We start from the raw sequence: 18,921 nt of genomic DNA on the forward strand, positions 1-18,921 counted from the left end.
AAAAAAGGCAAGATATCAATATCTTGCCTTCTGTTTTCAAATGGTGGGTTGAACGCTTAACTTGCCGCTTTATGTGCAGCTGAAATCAATTCTTCATGTTCAAAGTCATCAACATTAATTGCAGCAAGTCGACCAGCTTCAGTCGCTCTTAGCAATTCTGCCTCTTCTTCGGTAATCGCACCAATTTCTAGCCCTCTGTCAGCTACTTCACCTAAGCGGTAGAATGGTAGTTTTTCTCCAATAGCATCACAAACACGATCAAAGATAGGCTCACAAGCAAGAATGTTATCGAGCGTTTGCTCAAGTTGGCCCAGTACATTGTCTTCAGAACGTTTTAAATACTGGCCTTGTCCAATACGATCACGGCTTGCACATGGCGTTTGTAAGATAACTGAAACCTTGTGATCTAGTTTATCTGACGGTCGCTTTAACCAAGTGCCAAATGGGAATATTACCGCTCTAAGCGCAACAGCTACAGCCTTATTTGGGAAGTTACTGATGAGCTCATTCATTGCTTCCTGACAATTATATAATGAGTCTTCTAATGCCCATTGAACTAGAGGGAGATCGTCTGCTTGTCGACCTTCATCGTTAAAACGTTTCAATGTGGCACTGGCAATATAAAGGTAACTTAACACATCACCCAAACGCGCTGAAATACGTTCACGGCGCTTAAGTTCACCACCTAGTGTTGCCATAGCAATATCAGACAACATCGCTAGGTTCGAACTAAAACGTGTCATAAGCTGGTAATAGCGGCGCGTATCATCATTAAACGGTGCTTTTAATAAACGTGCTCCTGTTAATGAGAACCAAACGCTTCTAATGATATTGCTGGTAGCAAAGCCGATGTGTCCAAATAACGCATGATCAAAATCTTCAAGTGCTTTCGTCTCATCACTGGTTTTGGCCGCATCGAGTTCTGCGAGCACGTACGGGTGACAACGAATAGCACCTTGGCCATAAATAATCATGCTACGCGTTAATATGTTGGCACCTTCTACGGTGATGGCAACAGGCGCACCTTGATAGCCTCGACCTAGATAATTACTCTTACCCAAACAAATGCCTTTACCGCCATGAATATCCATAGCGTCAGCAATTGATGTCCGCATTTTTTCAGTTAAATGGTATTTTGAGATAGCAGAAATTACGGAAGGTTTTTCGCCAAGATCAATGGCGCCAGTAGACACTGTAGTAACTGCGTCCATCAAGTAGGCATTACCACCAATGCGTGCCAACGCTTCTTCAATACCTTCCATTTTACCGATAGGCAATTTAAATTGACGGCGAATACGACTGTATGCACCAGTAGCGAGTGCTACAGACTTAATGCCACCAGCGCTATTCGAAGGTAATGTGATTGCGCGACCCACTGACAAACATTCAACTAGCATGCGCCAGCCTTGTCCAGCCATTTTTGGCCCACCGATAATAAAATCTAAAGGTACGAAAACATTTTCACCTTGCGTTGGTCCATTCTGGAACGGCACATTAAGAGGGAAGTGACGTCGACCTGTAATGACACCATCAATGTTAGTGGGAATTAACGCACAGGTGATGCCTAAATCTTCTTCTTCGCCTAATAGGTGATCGGGATCTTGTAGTTTGAAAGCTAGGCCTAAAACGGTTGCGATTGGTGCAAGCGTAATATAGCGTTTGTTCCATGTAAGGCGCATACCAAGTACTTTTTCGCCGTTAAATTCGCCTTCGCAAACTATACCAAAATCTGGAATTGCACCAGCGTCAGAACCTGCTTCTGGACTTGTTAGTGCAAAACAAGGAATTTCTTCACCTTTTACCAAACGAGGTAGGTAGTAATCTTGTTGTTCTTTGGTGCCATAGTGTTGTAACAGTTCGCCTGGGCCCAATGAGTTCGGCACACCGACAGTACTCGCTAGTACTGTGCTTACGCCAGATAGCTTCTGTAGCACGCGAGATTGTGCATAGGCGCTAAATTCAAGACCGCCATATTGTTTCTTGATGATCATGGCAAAGAACTTGTTATCTTTTAAGTATTGCCATACTTCTGGAGGAAGGTCTGCACGATTATGTGTGATATCAAACTCGTCAACCATGCTACAAACTTCTTCAACAGGCCCATTCAAAAAGGCTTGCTCTTCAGCTGATAATCGAGGCTGAGGGTAGTTGTGCAGTTTTTGCCAATCAGGGTTGCCACGGAATAAATCCGCTTCAAACCATGTAGTACCCGCATCGATAGCTTCTTGTTCAGTGCGTGACATCTCTGGCATGATGTTTCGATACATCTTTAATAATGGCTTACTAATATACTGCTTTCGCACGTCACTTAAATTAAGTGGCAGTGCAATTACACCAAATAGTAACCAGCCAAAAAATGACACTACATCAAAAACAGTGCCTATTGCCATGAGTGTGGCAAAAGAAAGAGTGAATGTTGTAAGCGTAGCTCTTGTATAAGCCATGAAGCCAATAAGGGCTATCGCTACAATAATCCAGGTTAGCATTTCCACATGTATTCCTTAGTTATTTTTAGAGGTCAGACCAGACTCGTTTAGCTTAATCTTGCTCTATAAAAAATTCAATGTATTTTTTAATATTAGTATACTTATCAAATATGAAGTTAATTGGATAAGTAATTGGAATGTGTGAGCTATTGGCAATGAGTGCAAATGTGCCTACTGATATTTGTTTCAGTTTTAGCGGGCTAATGCAACGTGGTGGCAATACTGGGCCACATAAAGATGGTTGGGGAATTACATTTTATGAGGGAAAGGGCTGTCGTAGTTTTAAAGATCCACTACCAAGTGCTCAATCGCCAATTGCACGTTTAGTCACGGAATATCCGATCAAGAGCGAAGCCGTGATTTGCCATATTCGCCAAGCGAATTCGGGTAATGTGTGTTTGGAAAACACGCACCCTTTTACTCGGCAAATGTGGGGTCGTCATTGGACCTATGCGCATAATGGTCAGTTGAAAGACTTTAAAGAAGAACTTCCAGTATCATTACATATACCTGTTGGTCAAACTGACAGCGAACATGCTTTTTGTTGGTTGTTAGATCAGCTTCACAATAAATTTGGTCGTGATGAACCAACGAGCGATCAACTCTATCGTTATATTGCCTCACTATGTGAACGTATTAAAAGGCTTGGCGTATTTAACTTGATTCTTTCCGATGGTCAGCATTTATTTGCTTTTTGTTCAAATAATTTGCACTGGATAACGCGTCGTGCACCATTCGGTATGGCAAGTTTGATTGATGCGGAAGTGGAAGTAGACTTTCACAAAGAAACGACTGACAAAGACATTGTAACGGTGATTGCTACGCAGCCACTCACGGCTGATGAGGAGTGGTATAAGATGTCTGCTGGCGAATGGCAGCTGTTTTGTTTAGGTGAGTCGGTGGCTACCGGAAAAACTGAGGGGCAGCCCTCTGAGAATGGTTAATCTAGCTGATAGAAAAACGCGGGGCAATTTATTGTAAAAACTGCCCCGCGCTCTAGTTACACTTGAACGTAATCTCGTTGATATCGTTGCTAGTGTGTAGTTATTTTGTTTAGCTGCGCTTCAAACTGTTCTGCGCCAGCTTTTACTTGGTAAAGTTTTACCATCAGGTAATCAAGTTCAGGAGCGAACCAAGCATAGGTGACGCGTTTTTTCTCAACAACTTCTCGTTTTAGCTTTATCGCTTTCACTAAACCGTATGGCAACATGACTTCTTCTTCGCCATCATACTCGTACACAAGGTTTTTAATTTTCCCCGATGTACCAATAACTGGGTAAACGAAATGACGTTGCGTCGGGTTTTTCATCATATTCATACGGTGTTGTAAGTGATAACTGAGCTTGTCTTGAATATTGGTAGGAAAGTCCACGTCAACAACTCGGTTCTTTAACAGGTCTTTCGCCTGATTGTTGTCGATGGAAAACTGCCATTTATATTCTTTATCACGTCCAGTACCGGTACGTTCATAATGGTATAGTTGCGGTGTTACATGGCCATTATCAATTTGAATTACAGAACTTTCTTCACGATGATCTGAAAAAATCAGCCATTCAATGTTCGTTTCGTAGCTATAAACTGTTTGCCCTTGGTCATTCGTCGTTAACTTGCGAATACCTTTACCGACTGGGTCGGATTTACGGAGTATTGTGTACTCTGCGGTAAATGGCTTTATTACAACGGCGTTTGTTTCAGGTTGGTTTTCCTGAGCACATACTAGGGTCGACGATAATATTGACATCGATACCAGCGCAATCAACTGCTTTAACATATAACTACCTCCAGTACTATTCTTCGTTAGCGTACCCTGAATCAGGCAATACTTTACCATCAAGCACCGCTTTTTCATCTATCATAGCTAAACGATTACTACAAAACCACTTAACAACAAGAGGGTAGATGCGATGTTCTTGTTCATGCACTCGACTTGCGAGCTCGTCTGCGGTATCGCCTTCAAACACAGGGACTTTGGCTTGTAATATTACCGGACCACCGTCTAGCTCTTCTGTTACAAAATGTACACTGACGCCATGAACGGTGTCGCCTGCGTCAATTGCTCTTTGATGAGTGTTTAGTCCTTGATACTTGGGTAGAAGAGAAGGGTGTATATTGAGTAAACGCCCTTGATAATGCTGAACAAATTTAGGTGTGAGTATACGCATAAAGCCCGCGAGTACCACAAGATCAGCTTGATAGTCATCGATGGCTGCAATTAATGCATCATCGTAGTTTTCTCTACTATCAAAGGCTTTGTGAGATAAAGCTTTGGTGCTAACACCTGCATCTTTAGCACGTGTTAAACCATAGGCTTCAGCCTTATTTGAAATGACACCAACAATTTCACCAGGAAACTGTGTATTTTTGCAGGCGTCTATTAACGCCTGCAAATTAGTGCCACTACCAGAAATAAGGACAACAATACGTTGTGACATATTTGCCAACCCTTATTTAATGATTACTTGTTCTTCACCTTCAGCTTTTTCAGCAATTGCACCAATGTGCCATGCATTTTCGCCGTGCGCTTTTAGAATCTCTAAGCTTTGTTCAACACTGTCTTCAGGAACAGCGATAATCATACCTACACCACAGTTAAATGTGCGATACATTTCGTGTGTAGTAATGTTACCTTTTTCTTGTAACCAGTTGAAAATTACTGGCCATTGCCAAGAATCACCATTGATAACTGCTTGTGCACTTTCAGGTAATACGCGAGGAATATTTTCCCAAAAACCGCCGCCAGTAATATGAGACAGTGCATGCACATCAACTTCTTTTAACAAGGCTAAAACAGACTTAACATAAATTTTCGTTGGTTCAAGTAAACGATCACCGATCGATTTGCCGTCAAGCAATTCATTTGTATCGGTATTAGATACTTCAAGTACTTTGCGAATTAAAGAATAGCCATTTGAATGAGCACCACTTGAACCTAAAGCAATAAGTTGGTCGCCACTTTTAACTTTTGAACCGTCTAATAAACGTGATTTTTCAGCAACACCTACACAGAAGCCCGCTATATCGTAATCACCTTGATGGTACATGCCTGGCATTTCGGCTGTTTCGCCGCCAACCAACGCACATGCTGATTGCACACAGCCTTCAGCAATGCCTTCAACTACGGCAGATGCAACATCTACGTCTAGTTTAGCTGTGGCATAGTAATCAAGGAAAAATAAAGGTTCAGCACCTTGTACAATGAGGTCATTTACACACATGGCAACAAGGTCGATACCTACTGTGTCGTGCTTTTCAAGGTCAATTGCTAGGCGTAATTTAGTACCAACACCGTCTGTACCTGCAACAAGTACTGGCTCTTTATAACCAGTTGGGAGTTGACACACAGAGCCAAAACCACCTAATCCACCCATTACTTCTGGGCGAGTAGTACGTTTTACTGCACCTTTAATATTCTCAACTAATGCATTGCCTGCATCGATATCAACACCCGCGTCTTTATAACTTAGAGACTGTTTATTGTCGCTCACGGTAAAAACCTCAATTAAAACCAACGTTCATAAAAGCGCATATTCTACCAGCGTGACGTCACGGATAAAATCTTTAAATAAATTATTTTTTTAAGAGGACTAAAACTGCTTTTGATGTGGTAAGATCCGCCACATGTAATTTGCATTTTTACCTTTTATGTATAGATATTTGATTGTTTTATATTTGATTTTTGTTTCTCTGTCTGTGCAGAGCGTAGAAGTCAAGGATCTGTACCTTGCCAAGGTAGCTGTGACTAGCCAGAGCCAAAACGCTCGTGATCAGGCGATAAAAGAAGCTTTTAAGACAGTTTTGGTAAAAGTTGGTGGCAAACCATCGATACTAAATGAGCCATTTATCAAACGATCGCTTGCTCAGTATAAGCAATTTCTAGTTGCGTATCGTTACGAAAAAACAACTAATCAATTAGACCTTGTCGTCACGTTCGATGAGCAAAAGGTCAATGACTTATTCATGCAGGGAGAAATACCTATTTGGGGAAGTTTGCGCCCGCAAGTTGTGGTTTGGCTTCTGTTCGAGGAAGGGTTGGAACGCAAAGTAATGGCTGATAATGAAGCGCATGTGATAATTGATACGGTCAAAACATTTTCAGCTAATAGAGGTTTACCGATGGTAATGCCTTTAATGGACTTAACGGACAGTCAGCAGATATCAATGCCTGACCTATGGGGTCGTTTTTATTCGCCAATTTACTATGCCTCGCAGCGCTACCAGGCAGAAAATATAGTCGTCGTTCGCATTGTCGACGAGACAAGTCATAATCCGGCAGCGTCAGACAGCCTATTGACTTGTGAGCCTCTGTGTAAAAAGTCATATCAGCTTGATTGGCAGTTTATTATGGAGGAAGGGGCAGAAACTGTTGGTAATCAATATCAAGGAAGTGCATTACCTGTACTAATGGAGCAGGCGTTATCAGATTTGACAGAAGTTATATATCAAGACTATGCCATTAACGTTAGTGCTGAGCAGACGTTGTTGGTGGACATTGTAGATGCTAATTCATTAACAGAAACCAAAAAAGTGTCTGAATATTTGGCAAATTTATCTGTGGTTCAAAGTGTCACTTTAGTGAATGTAGCCGAACGTGTTAGACAATTTGAATTGAAACTTCGAGGGACAAAAGCCGCGTTTATTGCGTCATTGGCGCTAGACAATGCACTGCAACAAAGGTTAGATCCTTTGGCGCCAGAAAACCCTGACGCGATTCCTGTATTGTACTGGAGTCAGCCTTGAAACAAGAAGCTCAATTAGCACTCGCTGTACAATTGCCTGATGATGAAACGTTTGTGAGTTATCAGGGAAAAACTAATGAACACGTAGTTGTACAGTTGAAAGCCTTTATTCGTCAAATGGATAGCGTGAAAGCTGAAAAAATGATTAATGGCTTCTATTTGTTTGGCCAATCAGGCAGTGGTAAGTCGCACCTTATCCATGGTAGTTGTGCGTTCGCGCAAGAAATGGGCAAATCGTCGATTTGCTTATCGTTGAATGAACTGAAAAGCCTTTCTGTTGAAGTGCTCGAAGGATTAGAGCATATGGATTTGGTTTGTCTCGACGATATTCATTGTGTTGCTGGTGATGATAGTTGGCAACGTGCAATTTTTGACTTGTATAATCGGATTAGCGAACGCAACAAGTGTTTGTTAATCACTGGGAATGTAAGTGTTCCTGAATTGAATATATCCCTACCTGATTTACACTCTAGGCTATCATGGGGGCTGGTTGAACAAGTCAAGTTGCTAAACGATGATGAAAAAATGCAAGCTATTCAATTTAGAGCCAGACAGCGTGGCTTATATCTGTCAGATGAAGTGGTAAGTTTTTTGATGACAAGGTTATCACGGGACATGAGAGCGCTATTAACCGCTTTAGATCAATTAGATAGCGCATCAATAAGGGAACAGCGTAAAATTACTATCCCCTTTATTAAGAGCGTCATTAAGCTTTAAACAGTTTGCATGCTTGGCTTAATTTAGTGTCACTTCCTTAAATCGTCTGTTTTCGATAGGCATTAGTCTTACTTTTGACGCACTTGAAAAATCGAGCAGCTGTTCGGCTAACGACTTTTGTTTTGCCGGACGGGCGGTTTCGGATAATACTCTTGTGTCCCTCCAGTGAACGCCGGTAGGCAGCGCAATTGGCGCTGGGAGATTGTCAATCAATGTATCAGCCTCTGAAAATTCAGGCAGAATTTCTGCCACGGTAAACTTTAATCGTGGCTTTATTTGTTCGTCGCCTTCGCGTCCGCGCTGACCCCAAACTACGTTATCATATTCCTGATCACTTACACCTACATCGCGCATTATGCCATAGCGTGCTTGCATCATAAAACCGTCGAATAAAATAGCATAGTCTTCACGTGTGCTGGTATAGCTGTAAAACTGTGGTGCTTGCTCTACGCTAAAAAAGTTTGCTACATCTTCAGTAGTATAAGATTGTTGCGTTGCTGAAGCATCTGCGCCACGGAATCTGACTTCTGCTAAACCGAACATCTCATTTCCTCCTAGTGGAAAAACGTCGTTTAACTGAATTGATTTGATGTTGTTCAATTGACTGTTTACGTAGCTAACATACGTTGTGGAACTACTAATGCTTTGCCAGCGAGAAGGTGGAAAATAATCATTGGCGTGTGCGAGTTCATGGTAGAGCAACGACGCAAATGCATGCTTAGTATGTTCAAGTTCCCTTGAAGCACGTTGTTCTATGAATGGGAAGTAATACACAGACTCGTTATTGAGCGTATAACGCCAAGGCATTTCAAATTGTAATGTGCTGCCAAAGGCTGCACGATAATCGGGTGCTTGGTTAATGGTGTCTCGCTCTTCCGGTGTAAGCCATAAATCATCGGGATCTAGGTAAATTGCGCCAGAATAGGGATGATAAAAAGAAGGACGTATATCGTAGGATATGACAATTGCACTGGTTGCACGCAACAAATTTTTGAAATCATCGTGTTCATCAAATGCTTCCATCCATTGTTGAAAACGTTCTCCCATCCAATTATGCGAAACTACAACACGATCCATAATGTCATCTAAACTTGGATGCTCGTTGTCATGAGCAATCAACGGTAGATCTGAAAAACTGCATGAATTATTAATATGCCAAGCATTGGAATACACACAACCGACCAGTGTATTTGCATAAGGGGAAGTTGCATTAAATGCATGCACATTGGCAACTCTACTGCCATGGATAGAATTCACATTGTCGACAGCAACACTACTGTTTTCAACGAGGACATATACGGTATCAACATAAGATTCGCTATTCGCTGACATTGTCACATCAAATGTTAATAGCATGTCTTGGGCAACGTTTGGCGCGTCAAAAAATATGGCAGCTTGTTCGTCTAAACTTCCGGCACTTGTATCGCCAGATAAGCTTATTTGCGGCCCTGCTGTTTGTGTCCACTTTATCGAATCGAAACTCGTGTTTTCATCGACATATGCACGTAAAGACACTTTGTTGCTTTCAACTACCGCGTGGCTAAGCAGTGCGCTTAATAAACTGGAATCACCTGAGACAGAAAATGAATGTGACAGGCTGGCGTTTTGACCATTGCTATCTGTATAGCTAACTTCGAAGGCATAATCGCCTGTCGCAGGTGCTGCAAACGAAATGACTTTACTGTTGGCTGCGTGAAAAGTAACGCTTTCGCCGGAGGTTTGTCGCCACTGAATATTGCTAATGGCTTGCGTCGGTGATAGCAGGGCGATTTCTACTGACTCACCCTGTGAATAGCTGCCACTTGAAACAATAGTTGGAGCCTGAGCACTAGGGATTGTTGGTGCTTCATCGGTGCCGCCACCTCCACCGCCACAAGCTGTCAAAGCAATCAATGACAGCGCAACCAAAGACTTTTTCATCGTACTTCCTTATTCTATGTTTAGATTATTGCGTCTTATATAAATTAACATTTAAATTTAGGCGCTAACTTAACATATGAGTAACAAATCGACTAGCTTTCTTTATCTTGCTTTTTACGGATACTTAATCCTAGTTCCTGTCCACGATATTTCGCATAATATGTGCCTGATATAAACATCATTGTCGTTAAAATCAGCTCTATGCTTGCCCAAACAAGATCGTTACTAGACACCCATAATGTGGTCAAACTATGTAAGAAGTACCACATAAGTACAAAATTAGACCATGCAAATGTGTAGGGGTTTCCCTTTATCAATCCTTTCATTGGAAATAGCAAAGGTAAGGTGAATAACACTAATGTAAGCGTTGTAGATAAGCTTTCTGATGGATTTATCCATAAAAGCCACAATGGCATGTAAATTAGCAAAGAAAAATAGCCAATTAAGGCTATTTTCTTATGAGTTTGCGTACTAAGAACTCTTTTCATCTGTTGATTAGTTCTCTATTAATTGCAATACATTTTCAGGTGGGCGACCGATTACCGCTTTGTCGTCATTTACCACGATAGGGCGTTCAATGAGTTTCGGTGTGTTAATCATCGCTTGAATAAGGGTAGCGTCATCTGCGCCAGCCAAGCCTTGTTCTTTAAATTCGGCTTCTTTAGTACGCATCATCTCAATTGGAGAGATACATAACTTTGCTAAAAGCGAGTTTATCTCTGATTCATTCAAAGGCGTTTTAAGGTACTCAACAATAGTTGTTTCAACATTATTCTCTTCTAACAAAGCGAGTGTTTGTCGGCTCTTAGAGCAACGAGGATTATGATAAATAGTGAACATAGATTTTCTCAAAGTTAGTTTAGTCGTTTTAATTTGTTTTCCATTTCCTGCAATTGCAAGATTCTGGCTTTAATTCGTTTGCGAATAAGTGGTTTGTCATTCGCATATTTATAACCTGTCTGCAGTTCGTCTACGGCTTGTGCATATCCACCCATAAGTGCATATACTTCCGCTTTGCTAATGTGCATTAAATCAGTTTTTTGTTGCTTACGATAAACGGTCGTTAGTAGGTCGTGCGCAATGAAGTTGTCTGGTGAAAGAATCAAAAAGTCTTGCAATAAAACTTCTGCTTTTGAAAAATCGCCTGCTTCCTGAAGTACGTTTGCGTAGTTCAAGGTGACAACCTGATTGTTTGGCATTAACGCAAACAGTTCTGAAAGCATCTTTATACCAGCGTCAAAGTTCTTTGTTTCAATATATATGTCTGATAGTACGTCAGCGTAAAATAAGTTTCGTTTATCTGCCTGATATAAATCAGTTAGTATTTTTTCAGCTTTGTCGTACTCTTTGTTTTTAAAATAAGCGTTGGCAAGGCCGTACAAAGGCACTGCTTTAAAAGCACTTCCTTCGAGTGATAATTGTTGCTCAAAATGCTTAATATTGTCTTTAGGATTACCTTCGTATCGGGACTGAATACGTGCTTTAGCTAGGCCAAATTCCAATTTAGGCGGAACACTAACTGTACCATAGCCTTGTGCTCGTACCCTAGCATCAGTTATTCGAGAATCAGGCAATGGGTGGGTTAATAGCATTGCTGGTGGTTTACTTTGGTAGCGATATTTCTCAGCCATTTTTGCGAAAAAGTTTGGGGCGCCATTTGGATCAAAGCCACTATTAGCTAATAGTGCTATGCCAACACGGTCGGCTTCTTTTTCATTGCTACGTGTATAGTTGATTGATGATTGTTGCGCTGCGGCCATGCTAGTACTTAATGCAGCCATACCTACTGTTGGGTTGACTAACGCCAGTAAGACGCCCGACACCATTCCTGCCATAGTTAACGGCTGAGCTCTACTTTGTGCTTCTAATCTGCGAGCCAAGTGCCTTTGGGTAACATGAGAAATTTCGTGACCGATAACTGATGCCAGTTCACTTTCATTATCCGCTGTTGTCAACAAGCCACTGTGAATGCCAATATGACCGCCAAAAAATGCAAAAGCGTTAAGTTCTTTATTGTCGATGATAAAAAACTCAAAGCCATAATTGACGTCATTTGCGTTGCGCACCATCTTATTGCCCAAGTCATTAATGTACTCTATTAAAACAGGGTCATTAATTATCGGCTGTGTCGCTCTTAACTGTTTCATCATCGCTTTGCCGATTTGACGCTCTTTTTCTATTGACAAAATACTACCGCCAGCAGCGCCGATATCGGGTAATTTATTTTTGTCTTGTGCAATAGCGGATGTTGATGCAATGGCTAACAAGCTTGATAAGCTGGTTGCGAGAATCAGTGGTTTAATATTTAGCAAATTATAGGGCCCACATTTTGGTCATGAATCAAGTAAATCTTGTATATCAGGAGCATTTTTTCTACTGTCAATTTCCTGACAAAACTCCGCTATGTTATATCCTATGACGTCTGTAATATCAAAAGATTCCCTTAATTTTAGAATTGATTGCTCAACTTTTAGATGCGCAAACTTGATTAAGCTCATGTCTGCGGTATCACCTTTTCTGAAAGCGTATGTGATAAATGATACGAGAGCGTTTAATCGAATAATGACTTGCATGGTTTCCGGCGTCCAATTGATAAAAGGGCAGCCTGAATGTTTAATTAAAGTGCCTCGCACCTTTTCATTATTGACGATTGGTAGACAATGTAGCTCGTATGTTTCGTTTGTATACACATGACTCAATGCGATTCTAGGTTTACGATGAGTTTGAATATTTTTTGTTTCGTCAATATAGCCATCTAGCAGTGTTAGGTTCCAATTCTTTTTATCGAAAAGCGCTTTGTAGGCATTGTTAAATCCGTGCGTCAATATGCCATCTAGATCGCTAACGGCATTAGCCGCCAAGCGATAAACAGGAGGTAATTCGCCCCAGTTTAAACTTTTCTTGTAGGCATTAATTTCCCTTAGCGTGGGTTTGTCTGGTAATTTATTCATTTAAAATGCCTTAAACTCTCGCAATCCTGAATAACACATGTTGTTTTCCATTGTCTCAAATAAGATAATTAAACAAAAGTGTCGAATTTAGATTTTATTATGATTTATGAATATGATGGTCGCAAAGATAAATGTCCATTGCCTTTAGTTAAAATGCGGGTGATGTTAAAAAAAATGCTCGCGTCAGACGAATGTATTGTCATAATAGCAGATTCAGGCTCTATTAATGATATCCCTAAGTATTTGGACAATAAGGGTTACAGATATAGCCAACAGTCGCTCGATGGGGCGATTTGCATTCACATTAAATCAGGTACGATAGAATAATGGTTTCTTTTTTCTCAAATTGGTACAAAAAAAACTTTTCCGATCCTAATGCAGTGACTTTGCTTGTAATCCTAATTACTGCGTTCTTACTTATATATTTCTTAAGTGGCTTATTAATGCCTGTATTTGTAGCAATAGTGTTGGCGTTTTTACTTGAGTGGCCCGTTAATAAGCTGTCACATATGGGAATGGGTAGATCATTAGCGACTTCTATTGTTGTATCGATCTTTGTTGGTATTGTACTGGTAGCTTCCGTGGGCTTGTTACCTGTTATTTGGCGACAAGGTGCTAATTTGCTGCAAGAAGTGCCTCATATGGTATCAGAAGGGCAAAATTACTTGCTAACTTTACCCGAAAAATATCCGGAATTGGTGAAAGCAAGCCAAATCGAATCGGCATTTGGCATGATAAATGACAAATTCATCGAGTGGGGGCAAGTGGCACTAAAAGCATCACTTAACTCTATTTCTGACATTGTCGCACTGCTAATTTATCTTATCTTAGTGCCCATTATGATTTTTTTCTTTTTGAAAGATAAATCAACGTTTGTGAATACTATTGAGGGCTATTTACCGAACGAACGTCGCATGGCGATACAAGTGGGTAACGAAATGCATCAGCAAATTATGAATTACATTCGCGGCAAAGTAATAGAAATCGTCATCATCGGGGCTTTGTCAACGGTAACGTTCATTTTGCTTGGTTTAAATTATGCTGTGTTGTTAGGGGTGTTGGTTGGTTTGTCGGTACTCGTCCCTTACGTAGGGGCTACTATTGTTACATTTCCTGTTATGTTAGTTGCGTTGTTTCAGTGGGGGGTTGGTTCTGAGTTTGGTTATGTAATGTTAGCCTATGGCATCATTCAGGCGTTTGATGGCAATTTATTGGTGCCCATTTTATTTTCTGAGGCGGTTAACCTGCATCCAGTTACCATCATTATTGCTGTCATTCTTTTTGGCGGATTGTGGGGCTTTTGGGGAGTATTCTTTGCGATTCCTTTAGCTACATTAGTTAAAGCGGTAATAAATGCATGGTCTACGACACACCCAGGTGCACAGTCAACTGAAGCTTAACTCGCTCAAGCGTGTGAATAGCATCACTTGAAAAGCAAGTAGCTCAAATGGCTCGAATGGCTATGAGGGATAGAATGAATTAGGTAGTTCTTGCGGTGTGAAGAACTACCATTCAAAGCGGGTTATACCAAGTGGTATTATTTACAACGAATCAAGTTGCTCAAGCACAACTTCGTGATGGTTCTTTGTTTTAAACTTGTTGAACACGTGGCTAATTTTACCGTCTAATCCGATCAAAAATGACAAACGATGTATGCCATCATATTCTTTTCCCATGAATTTTTTCAAACCCCACACCCCAAACTGATCTGCAACCTTATGATCTGGATCGGATAAAAGCGTAAAGTTTAGCTGGTCGCGTTCGCAAAACTTAGCTAAACGCTTTGGTTCATCAGGGCTAATACCAAACACAACAGTATTTTTCTGTTCTAACTCAACCTTTACGTCTCGCAATCCTTGCGCTTGTACTGTACAACCAGGTGTCATTGCTTTGGGGTAAAAATAAACAAGAATATTGTGTTTACCTATGTAGTCAGCAACATCTACTGCATTGCCGTTTTGATCTGCTAAAACAAATAATGGGGCATTATCGCCGGTGGTCAAAGTATTCATGGTCATCCTTAGAGTAAATTTGAGTTAACTTTTTTAATGCACCCTTGCACATCAATTTGCTCACATAATTCTATGAACTCTGTTTCGAGCTTTTCAATTGGATACTCATTATTTAATGCAATGAGTATTTCTGCGCTGTTATGATTGGTGTCAGGATCAATCTCTGACTTTAACGACGAAATATCGATGTTTCTTGCCGCAAAGAATGCGGTAACAGACTTCAACATGCCCGGCTGGTCAATACCGGCATATTCTACATGATAGTGTTCAGTGAATGTTCTGTCTTTGTAGCCAGAAGTTCGCTTCATCATGGTAATTAGTTCTAATTCGTGGGCGATAGCAGGTAATTTGAGCTCTAGCTGGTTAATTGCCTTGGCAGACCCTCTAAGTAACATGATTAGTGTGAACTCTAAACCAAAAATGGCCATACGACTGTCTAAAATATTACAGCCGCATTCACTCGCTAGTTTGGTTAGCTCGCTAACACTACCTGTACGATCCGCACCCATAGCGGTTAAGACGAGATATTGTGACATTTTAGAACCTAAGTGTTTAAAAAGGGCGCTATTGTAGCTCAAATATCAAATGTCGCAAACCAATAGCGAGTGCGTGGGCTTAATTTAATGATAAAGTTGCGACAGATGCACAATTATTAAGGGATGTTGCTTGTTTTTGTAATAAGGGGCAAGTACCATGTTTGCCTTACGAATTATAATAATCATCTAGTTAGCATCACTGGGTAGCGGCATCTGACAACACCAACGGTGATACGTAGCGGATTAGGCTATTTAAAGAAAGTTTTGTCGTGATTGAACTTCGGTAAGACTTTTACGTCTTAACACCCAACCTAACTAGATAATAAAAGATAGACCGAATTTAAAAGATTCAAGATTTGTCGGGAGTATTAATGAATCGAAATATGTTTTACTTGTCATTGCTAAGTGTTGCAGTGATTGGTTGTGGCTCAATTAATCAAAAACAAGCAGAGGGCGGTTTTGATTATACGGAAATTTCTGAATCTAAGCCGATAGCCGTTCCGAAAGACTTGTCTCCTGTAAATAAGAAGTCTGATTTTGAAGTTTCTAATAAAATTAATCATGATGGTCCTATTGGCAAGGAGATGGATATTAGAGCGCCTTCTCTTGTACTCCCTGTTGCCACGTCAACGCGTGTTGAAGAGAATAACACTAAAGCTAAAGTGTGGTTTGATCAGGTATTAGACGATCGCGATTTACTGGATTTTATCATCAAAGCAATACGTGAAGAACTGGCATCGAAAACAGTTGAAGTATCGTCATTAGCTGAAGACGGTGATGTGTTTACTTTAGGTACTGACTGGGTACACGATGAGAAAATCTCCGGTATGTGGGGATTTGAAGAAATCGAAATGACTGAGTCAGCAAAGTTTGGTTTTACGCTGGAAAAGCGACCGCATGGTAGAAGTGTTGCCTTAACTGTTGAACTAACTGACTATATGAAAACGGATGAAACAGGTGGTCATCGTAACATCAATCCAATCGACAAAGAGCGAATGGAGAAGAAACTACTTAACCTCATTATTGAAGAAGTGGATTATCAGTATCGACTGGTGCAGCGAGAGAATCGACTCTTAAGAGCCAATCAAAAGTTGGTAACTATCGGTACAAATAATACTGATGAGCCAGCATTTATTGTAGAAATGACATCAGACTTACTGTGGAACAATATGCCTGTATTCTTCGATGATTATGGGTTTACTGTGGCAGACCTCGATGAAACTAAACGCATCTATTATGTCGATTTTGAGCCGCCAGAAGTTAGTCTGTGGGACAAAATTTGGGGTGACGACGTTCCAGTAATTGACTTGCCAAAAGCACGTTATCAGTTTGTATTGGCACCAAGTGGTGAACAAACTAGCGTGACGCTTTATAATGAAAATGGTGATGTGCTTACACTTGATGTACTTGAAAGAATTTTTGACGTTATTGAACCTGCGTTGTCTTTCAGGGATGTGCTATAGATTTAAGCTGAAAAGCGCCTAGCAGCGATCATAAAAAACTCCGCTTGACGGAGTTTTTTTATGACTTTTTACTATCTTGTGGGTTGTTATCAGTGGTTTGCGTTTCGGTATTCGCCGTAGACATTTTATGTTTTGTTTTGTTAGTTCTTGGTAGGGTTTCTTTCAAATCGTTTAATGATTGTTTGCGCATCGGTTTTTTGGCACCTCTGTTAAACGTACTAAAATTACCGACAATCATTACAATAACAAAAGCAATAGCTACGTAAAAAATCCAGTTATTCATTGTGATTTATGCTCGTGCTAATATTGGTTATATACTGATTATACAACGTTGGCAGTGCAGAAAGAATCTCTTCTTTTCCTATAATGTCACTCTCAATTATCGCTTGGTGGATAACCTTCTCAGTTAACAATGACATAAATTCATTTGCCAATGGATAGTACGACAAATGCCAAGGCTCGGGTGCTACGCCACCTAGGTATTTTTGATACGGAAAATAGAAGCCAAATTGATTGGCATGTTTTCTAAGCCAAGTAGTTAACTTGTTGAAAGGACCGTTAACACCATATTCCCATGGTTCTAATTGTAGCGTTTGATCTGCGGGTAACATTGATGGAGAATAAATATCAATATCGGTACCCCAATGATGTCTACTAGTACCTGGTAGCGCTGAGTACAACATAATAGCTTTAATGCGGTTAAGTGCAGACTCTTTGCTAAGATCTACAATGTCGTTGTTCAGATCTTTGACGGCACGGAGACCCTGATATTTGGCATTCCAAATAGCAAGTTGTCTGTCGAAATTTCGAAAGCCACTGACAATGGCAAGATCAATTCCATCAGACTGCGCTGCTGAACACAAAGCTTGCCAGTGTTCAACAACAGCCTGATGCAAACCTAAATTTTCGCCTAACCAATCGATATGATGGTCGCTTTTTCCGGTTAAACAATCAGCGTGCATTCAACTATCCTAATACATCTACCAATATCTGGTAGTAAATATCGACGAGCTTTTCCAAATCATCACATTTCACACATTCGTTAATTTGGTGAATTGTTCGATTGCAGGGCCCAAGTTCAACGACTTGTGCACCCGTTGGCGCAATAAAGCGGCCATCAGAAGTTCCGCCAGAAGTGGAGAGTAGAGGGGCTTTGCCGGTGATAGCTAAAACTGCTTTTTCAGTTGCATCAACCAGTGTGCCTGGTTCTGTGATAAAAGGGCTACCGTTATAGGTCCATTCAATTTCATAATCTAACGCTTCGCCATCAAGCAGTTGTTCACATCGATTTACGATATCTTCAGCGGTAAGCTCAGTGCTATATCTTAGATTGAACCAAGCATTGAGTGATTGTGGAACAACATTTGTCGCTCCGGTTCCTGACTGAATATTACTGAGCTGAAAACTTGTAGGAGGAAAATAAGCATTGCCGTTATCCCAGTGTAAAGAACTTAGTTTTGCTAAAGCTGGCATCGCTTTATGTATCGGGTTAATGACATGCTCTGGATAGGCAACGTGCCCTTGCTTACCATGAATGCTGAGAAACCCGGAAATAGAACCGCGACGTCCGTTTTTAACGACATCGCCAACTTCATCAGAACTAGATGGTTCACCGACAATACAATAGTCAATTTTTTCTTGTCTGGCTTCAAGTGTATCAATTACACGCGTTGTACCATTAATAAACGGACCTTCTTCGTCACTCGTTATCAAAAAGGCGAGTGAGCCTTTAGGGGTTGGATACTTGGCAATGAAGCGTTGGGTGGCAACTAACATAGCGGCAAGACTGCCTTTCATGTCAGCGGCACCTCGACCATACAAATACCCATCTTTTTCAGTCGCTTCAAAAGGTGGTGAATGCCATAATTTTTCATCACCTGCCGGTACTACATCAGTATGTCCTGCAAAGCAAAATAGTGGCCCAGTGTTGCCTAGTCGAGACCAAAGGTTTGTCGTATCCTCAAACACCATCGTTTCGTTGACAAAACCGAGATCTGATAAGATTTGCTTCATGATATCTTGGCAACCAGCGTCTTCAGGTGTTACTGACTGTTTGTTGATAAGTTCTTTTGTTAGTGAAATTACGTCAGATTTTTGCAT

20 protein-coding genes are annotated in these 18,921 nt (G+C 40.8%); 6 read left to right on the forward strand and 14 right to left on the reverse strand.

The window, feature by feature from the left end; genetic code table 11:
* Nucleotides 1-56: 56 nt before the first annotated feature.
* Complete coding sequence (fadE, locus tag ACSLUK_RS10845; RefSeq protein WP_448548603.1) at nucleotides 57-2,492, reverse strand: acyl-CoA dehydrogenase FadE; 2,436 nt, start codon at nucleotides 2,490-2,492, stop codon at nucleotides 57-59.
* A 131-nt stretch (nucleotides 2,493-2,623) separates the two neighbouring features.
* Here fadE and ACSLUK_RS10850 point away from each other — a divergent pair, with 131 nt between their 5' ends.
* Complete coding sequence (locus ACSLUK_RS10850; protein ID WP_448548604.1) at nucleotides 2,624-3,430, forward strand: class II glutamine amidotransferase; 807 nt, start codon at nucleotides 2,624-2,626, stop codon at nucleotides 3,428-3,430.
* A gap of 89 nt (nucleotides 3,431-3,519) precedes the next feature.
* Here ACSLUK_RS10850 and ACSLUK_RS10855 read toward each other — a convergent pair whose 3' ends face one another.
* Genes ACSLUK_RS10855 through purM form a run of 3 tightly spaced genes read right to left on the reverse strand, consistent with a single transcriptional unit; the run spans nucleotide 3,520 to nucleotide 5,971 of the window.
* The gene (locus ACSLUK_RS10855; RefSeq protein WP_448548605.1) at nucleotides 3,520-4,257 is read right to left on the reverse strand and encodes a DUF3108 domain-containing protein; all 738 of its coding nucleotides are present in this window, start codon (nucleotides 4,255-4,257) and stop codon (nucleotides 3,520-3,522) included.
* A gap of 16 nt (nucleotides 4,258-4,273) precedes the next feature.
* Nucleotides 4,274-4,918 (reverse strand): phosphoribosylglycinamide formyltransferase, encoded by a 645-nt coding sequence (gene purN, locus ACSLUK_RS10860; protein WP_448548606.1) that lies wholly within the window; start codon nucleotides 4,916-4,918, stop codon nucleotides 4,274-4,276.
* Between the two features lie 12 nt (nucleotides 4,919-4,930).
* Complete coding sequence (gene purM, locus ACSLUK_RS10865; protein ID WP_448548607.1) at nucleotides 4,931-5,971, reverse strand: phosphoribosylformylglycinamidine cyclo-ligase; 1,041 nt, start codon at nucleotides 5,969-5,971, stop codon at nucleotides 4,931-4,933.
* Nucleotides 5,972-6,128: 157 nt separating this feature from the next.
* Here purM and ACSLUK_RS10870 point away from each other — a divergent pair, with 157 nt between their 5' ends.
* Nucleotides 6,129-7,223 carry a DUF2066 domain-containing protein gene (locus tag ACSLUK_RS10870; protein WP_448548608.1) on the forward strand — a complete coding sequence of 365 codons (1,095 nt, stop codon included), beginning with the start codon at nucleotides 6,129-6,131 and terminating at the stop codon, nucleotides 7,221-7,223.
* Entirely contained in the window at nucleotides 7,220-7,939 is a 720-nt protein-coding gene (gene hda, locus ACSLUK_RS10875) for a DnaA inactivator Hda (RefSeq protein WP_448548609.1), read from the forward strand. The genes ACSLUK_RS10870 and hda overlap by 4 nt, the downstream gene beginning before the upstream one ends.
* An 18-nt stretch (nucleotides 7,940-7,957) precedes the next feature.
* On the opposite strand, the gene ACSLUK_RS10880 is transcribed toward hda, so the two are convergent.
* From ACSLUK_RS10880 to ACSLUK_RS10900, 5 genes are all read right to left on the reverse strand, one after another.
* Nucleotides 7,958-9,859, reverse strand: coding sequence for a PKD domain-containing protein (locus ACSLUK_RS10880; RefSeq protein WP_448548610.1), 1,902 nt, complete (start codon nucleotides 9,857-9,859; stop codon nucleotides 7,958-7,960).
* A gap of 92 nt (nucleotides 9,860-9,951) precedes the next feature.
* Nucleotides 9,952-10,347 carry a DUF2069 domain-containing protein gene (locus ACSLUK_RS10885; protein WP_448548611.1) on the reverse strand — a complete coding sequence of 132 codons (396 nt, stop codon included), beginning with the start codon at nucleotides 10,345-10,347 and terminating at the stop codon, nucleotides 9,952-9,954.
* 7 nt (nucleotides 10,348-10,354) lie between these two features.
* Complete coding sequence (gene arsC, locus ACSLUK_RS10890; protein ID WP_448548612.1) at nucleotides 10,355-10,699, reverse strand: arsenate reductase (glutaredoxin); 345 nt, start codon at nucleotides 10,697-10,699, stop codon at nucleotides 10,355-10,357.
* A gap of 14 nt (nucleotides 10,700-10,713) precedes the next feature.
* Nucleotides 10,714-12,171: a beta-barrel assembly-enhancing protease gene (gene bepA, locus ACSLUK_RS10895; protein ID WP_448548613.1), complete on the reverse strand. Its 1,458-nt coding sequence runs from the start codon at nucleotides 12,169-12,171 to the stop codon at nucleotides 10,714-10,716.
* Between the two features lie 21 nt (nucleotides 12,172-12,192).
* A complete protein-coding gene (locus ACSLUK_RS10900; protein WP_448548614.1) occupies nucleotides 12,193-12,810 on the reverse strand; it encodes a hypothetical protein in 618 nt (205 codons plus the stop codon).
* A 99-nt stretch (nucleotides 12,811-12,909) separates the two neighbouring features.
* Here ACSLUK_RS10900 and ACSLUK_RS10905 point away from each other — a divergent pair, with 99 nt between their 5' ends.
* Together ACSLUK_RS10905 and ACSLUK_RS10910 are read left to right on the forward strand one after the other, a co-directional pair.
* On the forward strand, nucleotides 12,910-13,137 hold the full coding sequence (locus ACSLUK_RS10905) for a sulfurtransferase TusA family protein (protein ID WP_448548615.1): 228 nt from the start codon (nucleotides 12,910-12,912) through the stop codon (nucleotides 13,135-13,137).
* Nucleotides 13,137-14,210, forward strand: coding sequence for an AI-2E family transporter (locus ACSLUK_RS10910; protein ID WP_448548616.1), 1,074 nt, complete (start codon nucleotides 13,137-13,139; stop codon nucleotides 14,208-14,210). Before ACSLUK_RS10905 ends, ACSLUK_RS10910 begins: the two co-directional genes overlap by 1 nt.
* A 141-nt stretch (nucleotides 14,211-14,351) precedes the next feature.
* Here the strand turns inward: ACSLUK_RS10910 and bcp are convergent, their stop codons facing one another.
* Both bcp and ACSLUK_RS10920 read right to left on the reverse strand, forming a co-directional pair.
* Complete coding sequence (gene bcp / locus ACSLUK_RS10915; protein ID WP_448548617.1) at nucleotides 14,352-14,822, reverse strand: thioredoxin-dependent thiol peroxidase; 471 nt, start codon at nucleotides 14,820-14,822, stop codon at nucleotides 14,352-14,354.
* Between the two features lie 8 nt (nucleotides 14,823-14,830).
* Entirely contained in the window at nucleotides 14,831-15,358 is a 528-nt protein-coding gene (locus ACSLUK_RS10920; RefSeq protein ID WP_448548618.1) for a glycine cleavage system transcriptional repressor, read from the reverse strand.
* 371 nt (nucleotides 15,359-15,729) lie between these two features.
* On the opposite strand from ACSLUK_RS10920, the gene ACSLUK_RS10925 reads away from it, so the two are divergent.
* On the forward strand, nucleotides 15,730-16,821 hold the full coding sequence (locus ACSLUK_RS10925) for an NlpB/DapX family lipoprotein (RefSeq protein WP_448548619.1): 1,092 nt from the start codon (nucleotides 15,730-15,732) through the stop codon (nucleotides 16,819-16,821).
* 58 nt (nucleotides 16,822-16,879) lie between these two features.
* On the opposite strand, the gene ACSLUK_RS10930 is transcribed toward ACSLUK_RS10925, so the two are convergent.
* From ACSLUK_RS10930 to dapE, 3 genes are read right to left on the reverse strand one after another with little or no spacing between them, the layout of a single operon-like run.
* Complete coding sequence (locus ACSLUK_RS10930; protein ID WP_448548620.1) at nucleotides 16,880-17,104, reverse strand: hypothetical protein; 225 nt, start codon at nucleotides 17,102-17,104, stop codon at nucleotides 16,880-16,882.
* On the reverse strand, nucleotides 17,097-17,783 hold the full coding sequence (locus ACSLUK_RS10935) for a M15 family metallopeptidase (RefSeq protein WP_448548621.1): 687 nt from the start codon (nucleotides 17,781-17,783) through the stop codon (nucleotides 17,097-17,099). The genes ACSLUK_RS10930 and ACSLUK_RS10935 overlap by 8 nt, the downstream gene beginning before the upstream one ends.
* A 4-nt stretch (nucleotides 17,784-17,787) precedes the next feature.
* On the reverse strand, nucleotides 17,788-18,921 hold the full coding sequence (dapE, locus tag ACSLUK_RS10940) for a succinyl-diaminopimelate desuccinylase (RefSeq protein ID WP_448548622.1): 1,134 nt from the start codon (nucleotides 18,919-18,921) through the stop codon (nucleotides 17,788-17,790).

Source organism: Thalassotalea fusca (genome assembly GCF_053485835.1).

What these genes read in the sequence shown, in the direction of transcription:
- dapE (WP_448548622.1), bottom strand. Translation starts at nt 18,921, where the DNA reads ATGCAAAAATCTGACGTAATTTCACTAACAAAAGAACTTATCAACAAA.
- ACSLUK_RS10925 (WP_448548619.1), top strand. Translation starts at nt 15,730, where the DNA reads ATGAATCGAAATATGTTTTACTTGTCATTGCTAAGTGTTGCAGTGATT.
- ACSLUK_RS10885 (WP_448548611.1), bottom strand. Translation starts at nt 10,347, where the DNA reads ATGAAAAGAGTTCTTAGTACGCAAACTCATAAGAAAATAGCCTTAATT.
- ACSLUK_RS10900 (WP_448548614.1), bottom strand. Translation starts at nt 12,810, where the DNA reads ATGAATAAATTACCAGACAAACCCACGCTAAGGGAAATTAATGCCTAC.
- ACSLUK_RS10910 (WP_448548616.1), top strand. Translation starts at nt 13,137, where the DNA reads ATGGTTTCTTTTTTCTCAAATTGGTACAAAAAAAACTTTTCCGATCCT.
- ACSLUK_RS10930 (WP_448548620.1), bottom strand. Translation starts at nt 17,104, where the DNA reads ATGAATAACTGGATTTTTTACGTAGCTATTGCTTTTGTTATTGTAATG.
- ACSLUK_RS10870 (WP_448548608.1), top strand. Translation starts at nt 6,129, where the DNA reads ATGTATAGATATTTGATTGTTTTATATTTGATTTTTGTTTCTCTGTCT.
- ACSLUK_RS10850 (WP_448548604.1), top strand. Translation starts at nt 2,624, where the DNA reads ATGTGTGAGCTATTGGCAATGAGTGCAAATGTGCCTACTGATATTTGT.
- ACSLUK_RS10920 (WP_448548618.1), bottom strand. Translation starts at nt 15,358, where the DNA reads ATGTCACAATATCTCGTCTTAACCGCTATGGGTGCGGATCGTACAGGT.
- ACSLUK_RS10935 (WP_448548621.1), bottom strand. Translation starts at nt 17,783, where the DNA reads ATGCACGCTGATTGTTTAACCGGAAAAAGCGACCATCATATCGATTGG.
- ACSLUK_RS10905 (WP_448548615.1), top strand. Translation starts at nt 12,910, where the DNA reads ATGATTTATGAATATGATGGTCGCAAAGATAAATGTCCATTGCCTTTA.
- arsC (WP_448548612.1), bottom strand. Translation starts at nt 10,699, where the DNA reads ATGTTCACTATTTATCATAATCCTCGTTGCTCTAAGAGCCGACAAACA.
- ACSLUK_RS10880 (WP_448548610.1), bottom strand. Translation starts at nt 9,859, where the DNA reads ATGAAAAAGTCTTTGGTTGCGCTGTCATTGATTGCTTTGACAGCTTGT.
- bcp (WP_448548617.1), bottom strand. Translation starts at nt 14,822, where the DNA reads ATGAATACTTTGACCACCGGCGATAATGCCCCATTATTTGTTTTAGCA.
- purN (WP_448548606.1), bottom strand. Translation starts at nt 4,918, where the DNA reads ATGTCACAACGTATTGTTGTCCTTATTTCTGGTAGTGGCACTAATTTG.
- ACSLUK_RS10855 (WP_448548605.1), bottom strand. Translation starts at nt 4,257, where the DNA reads ATGTTAAAGCAGTTGATTGCGCTGGTATCGATGTCAATATTATCGTCG.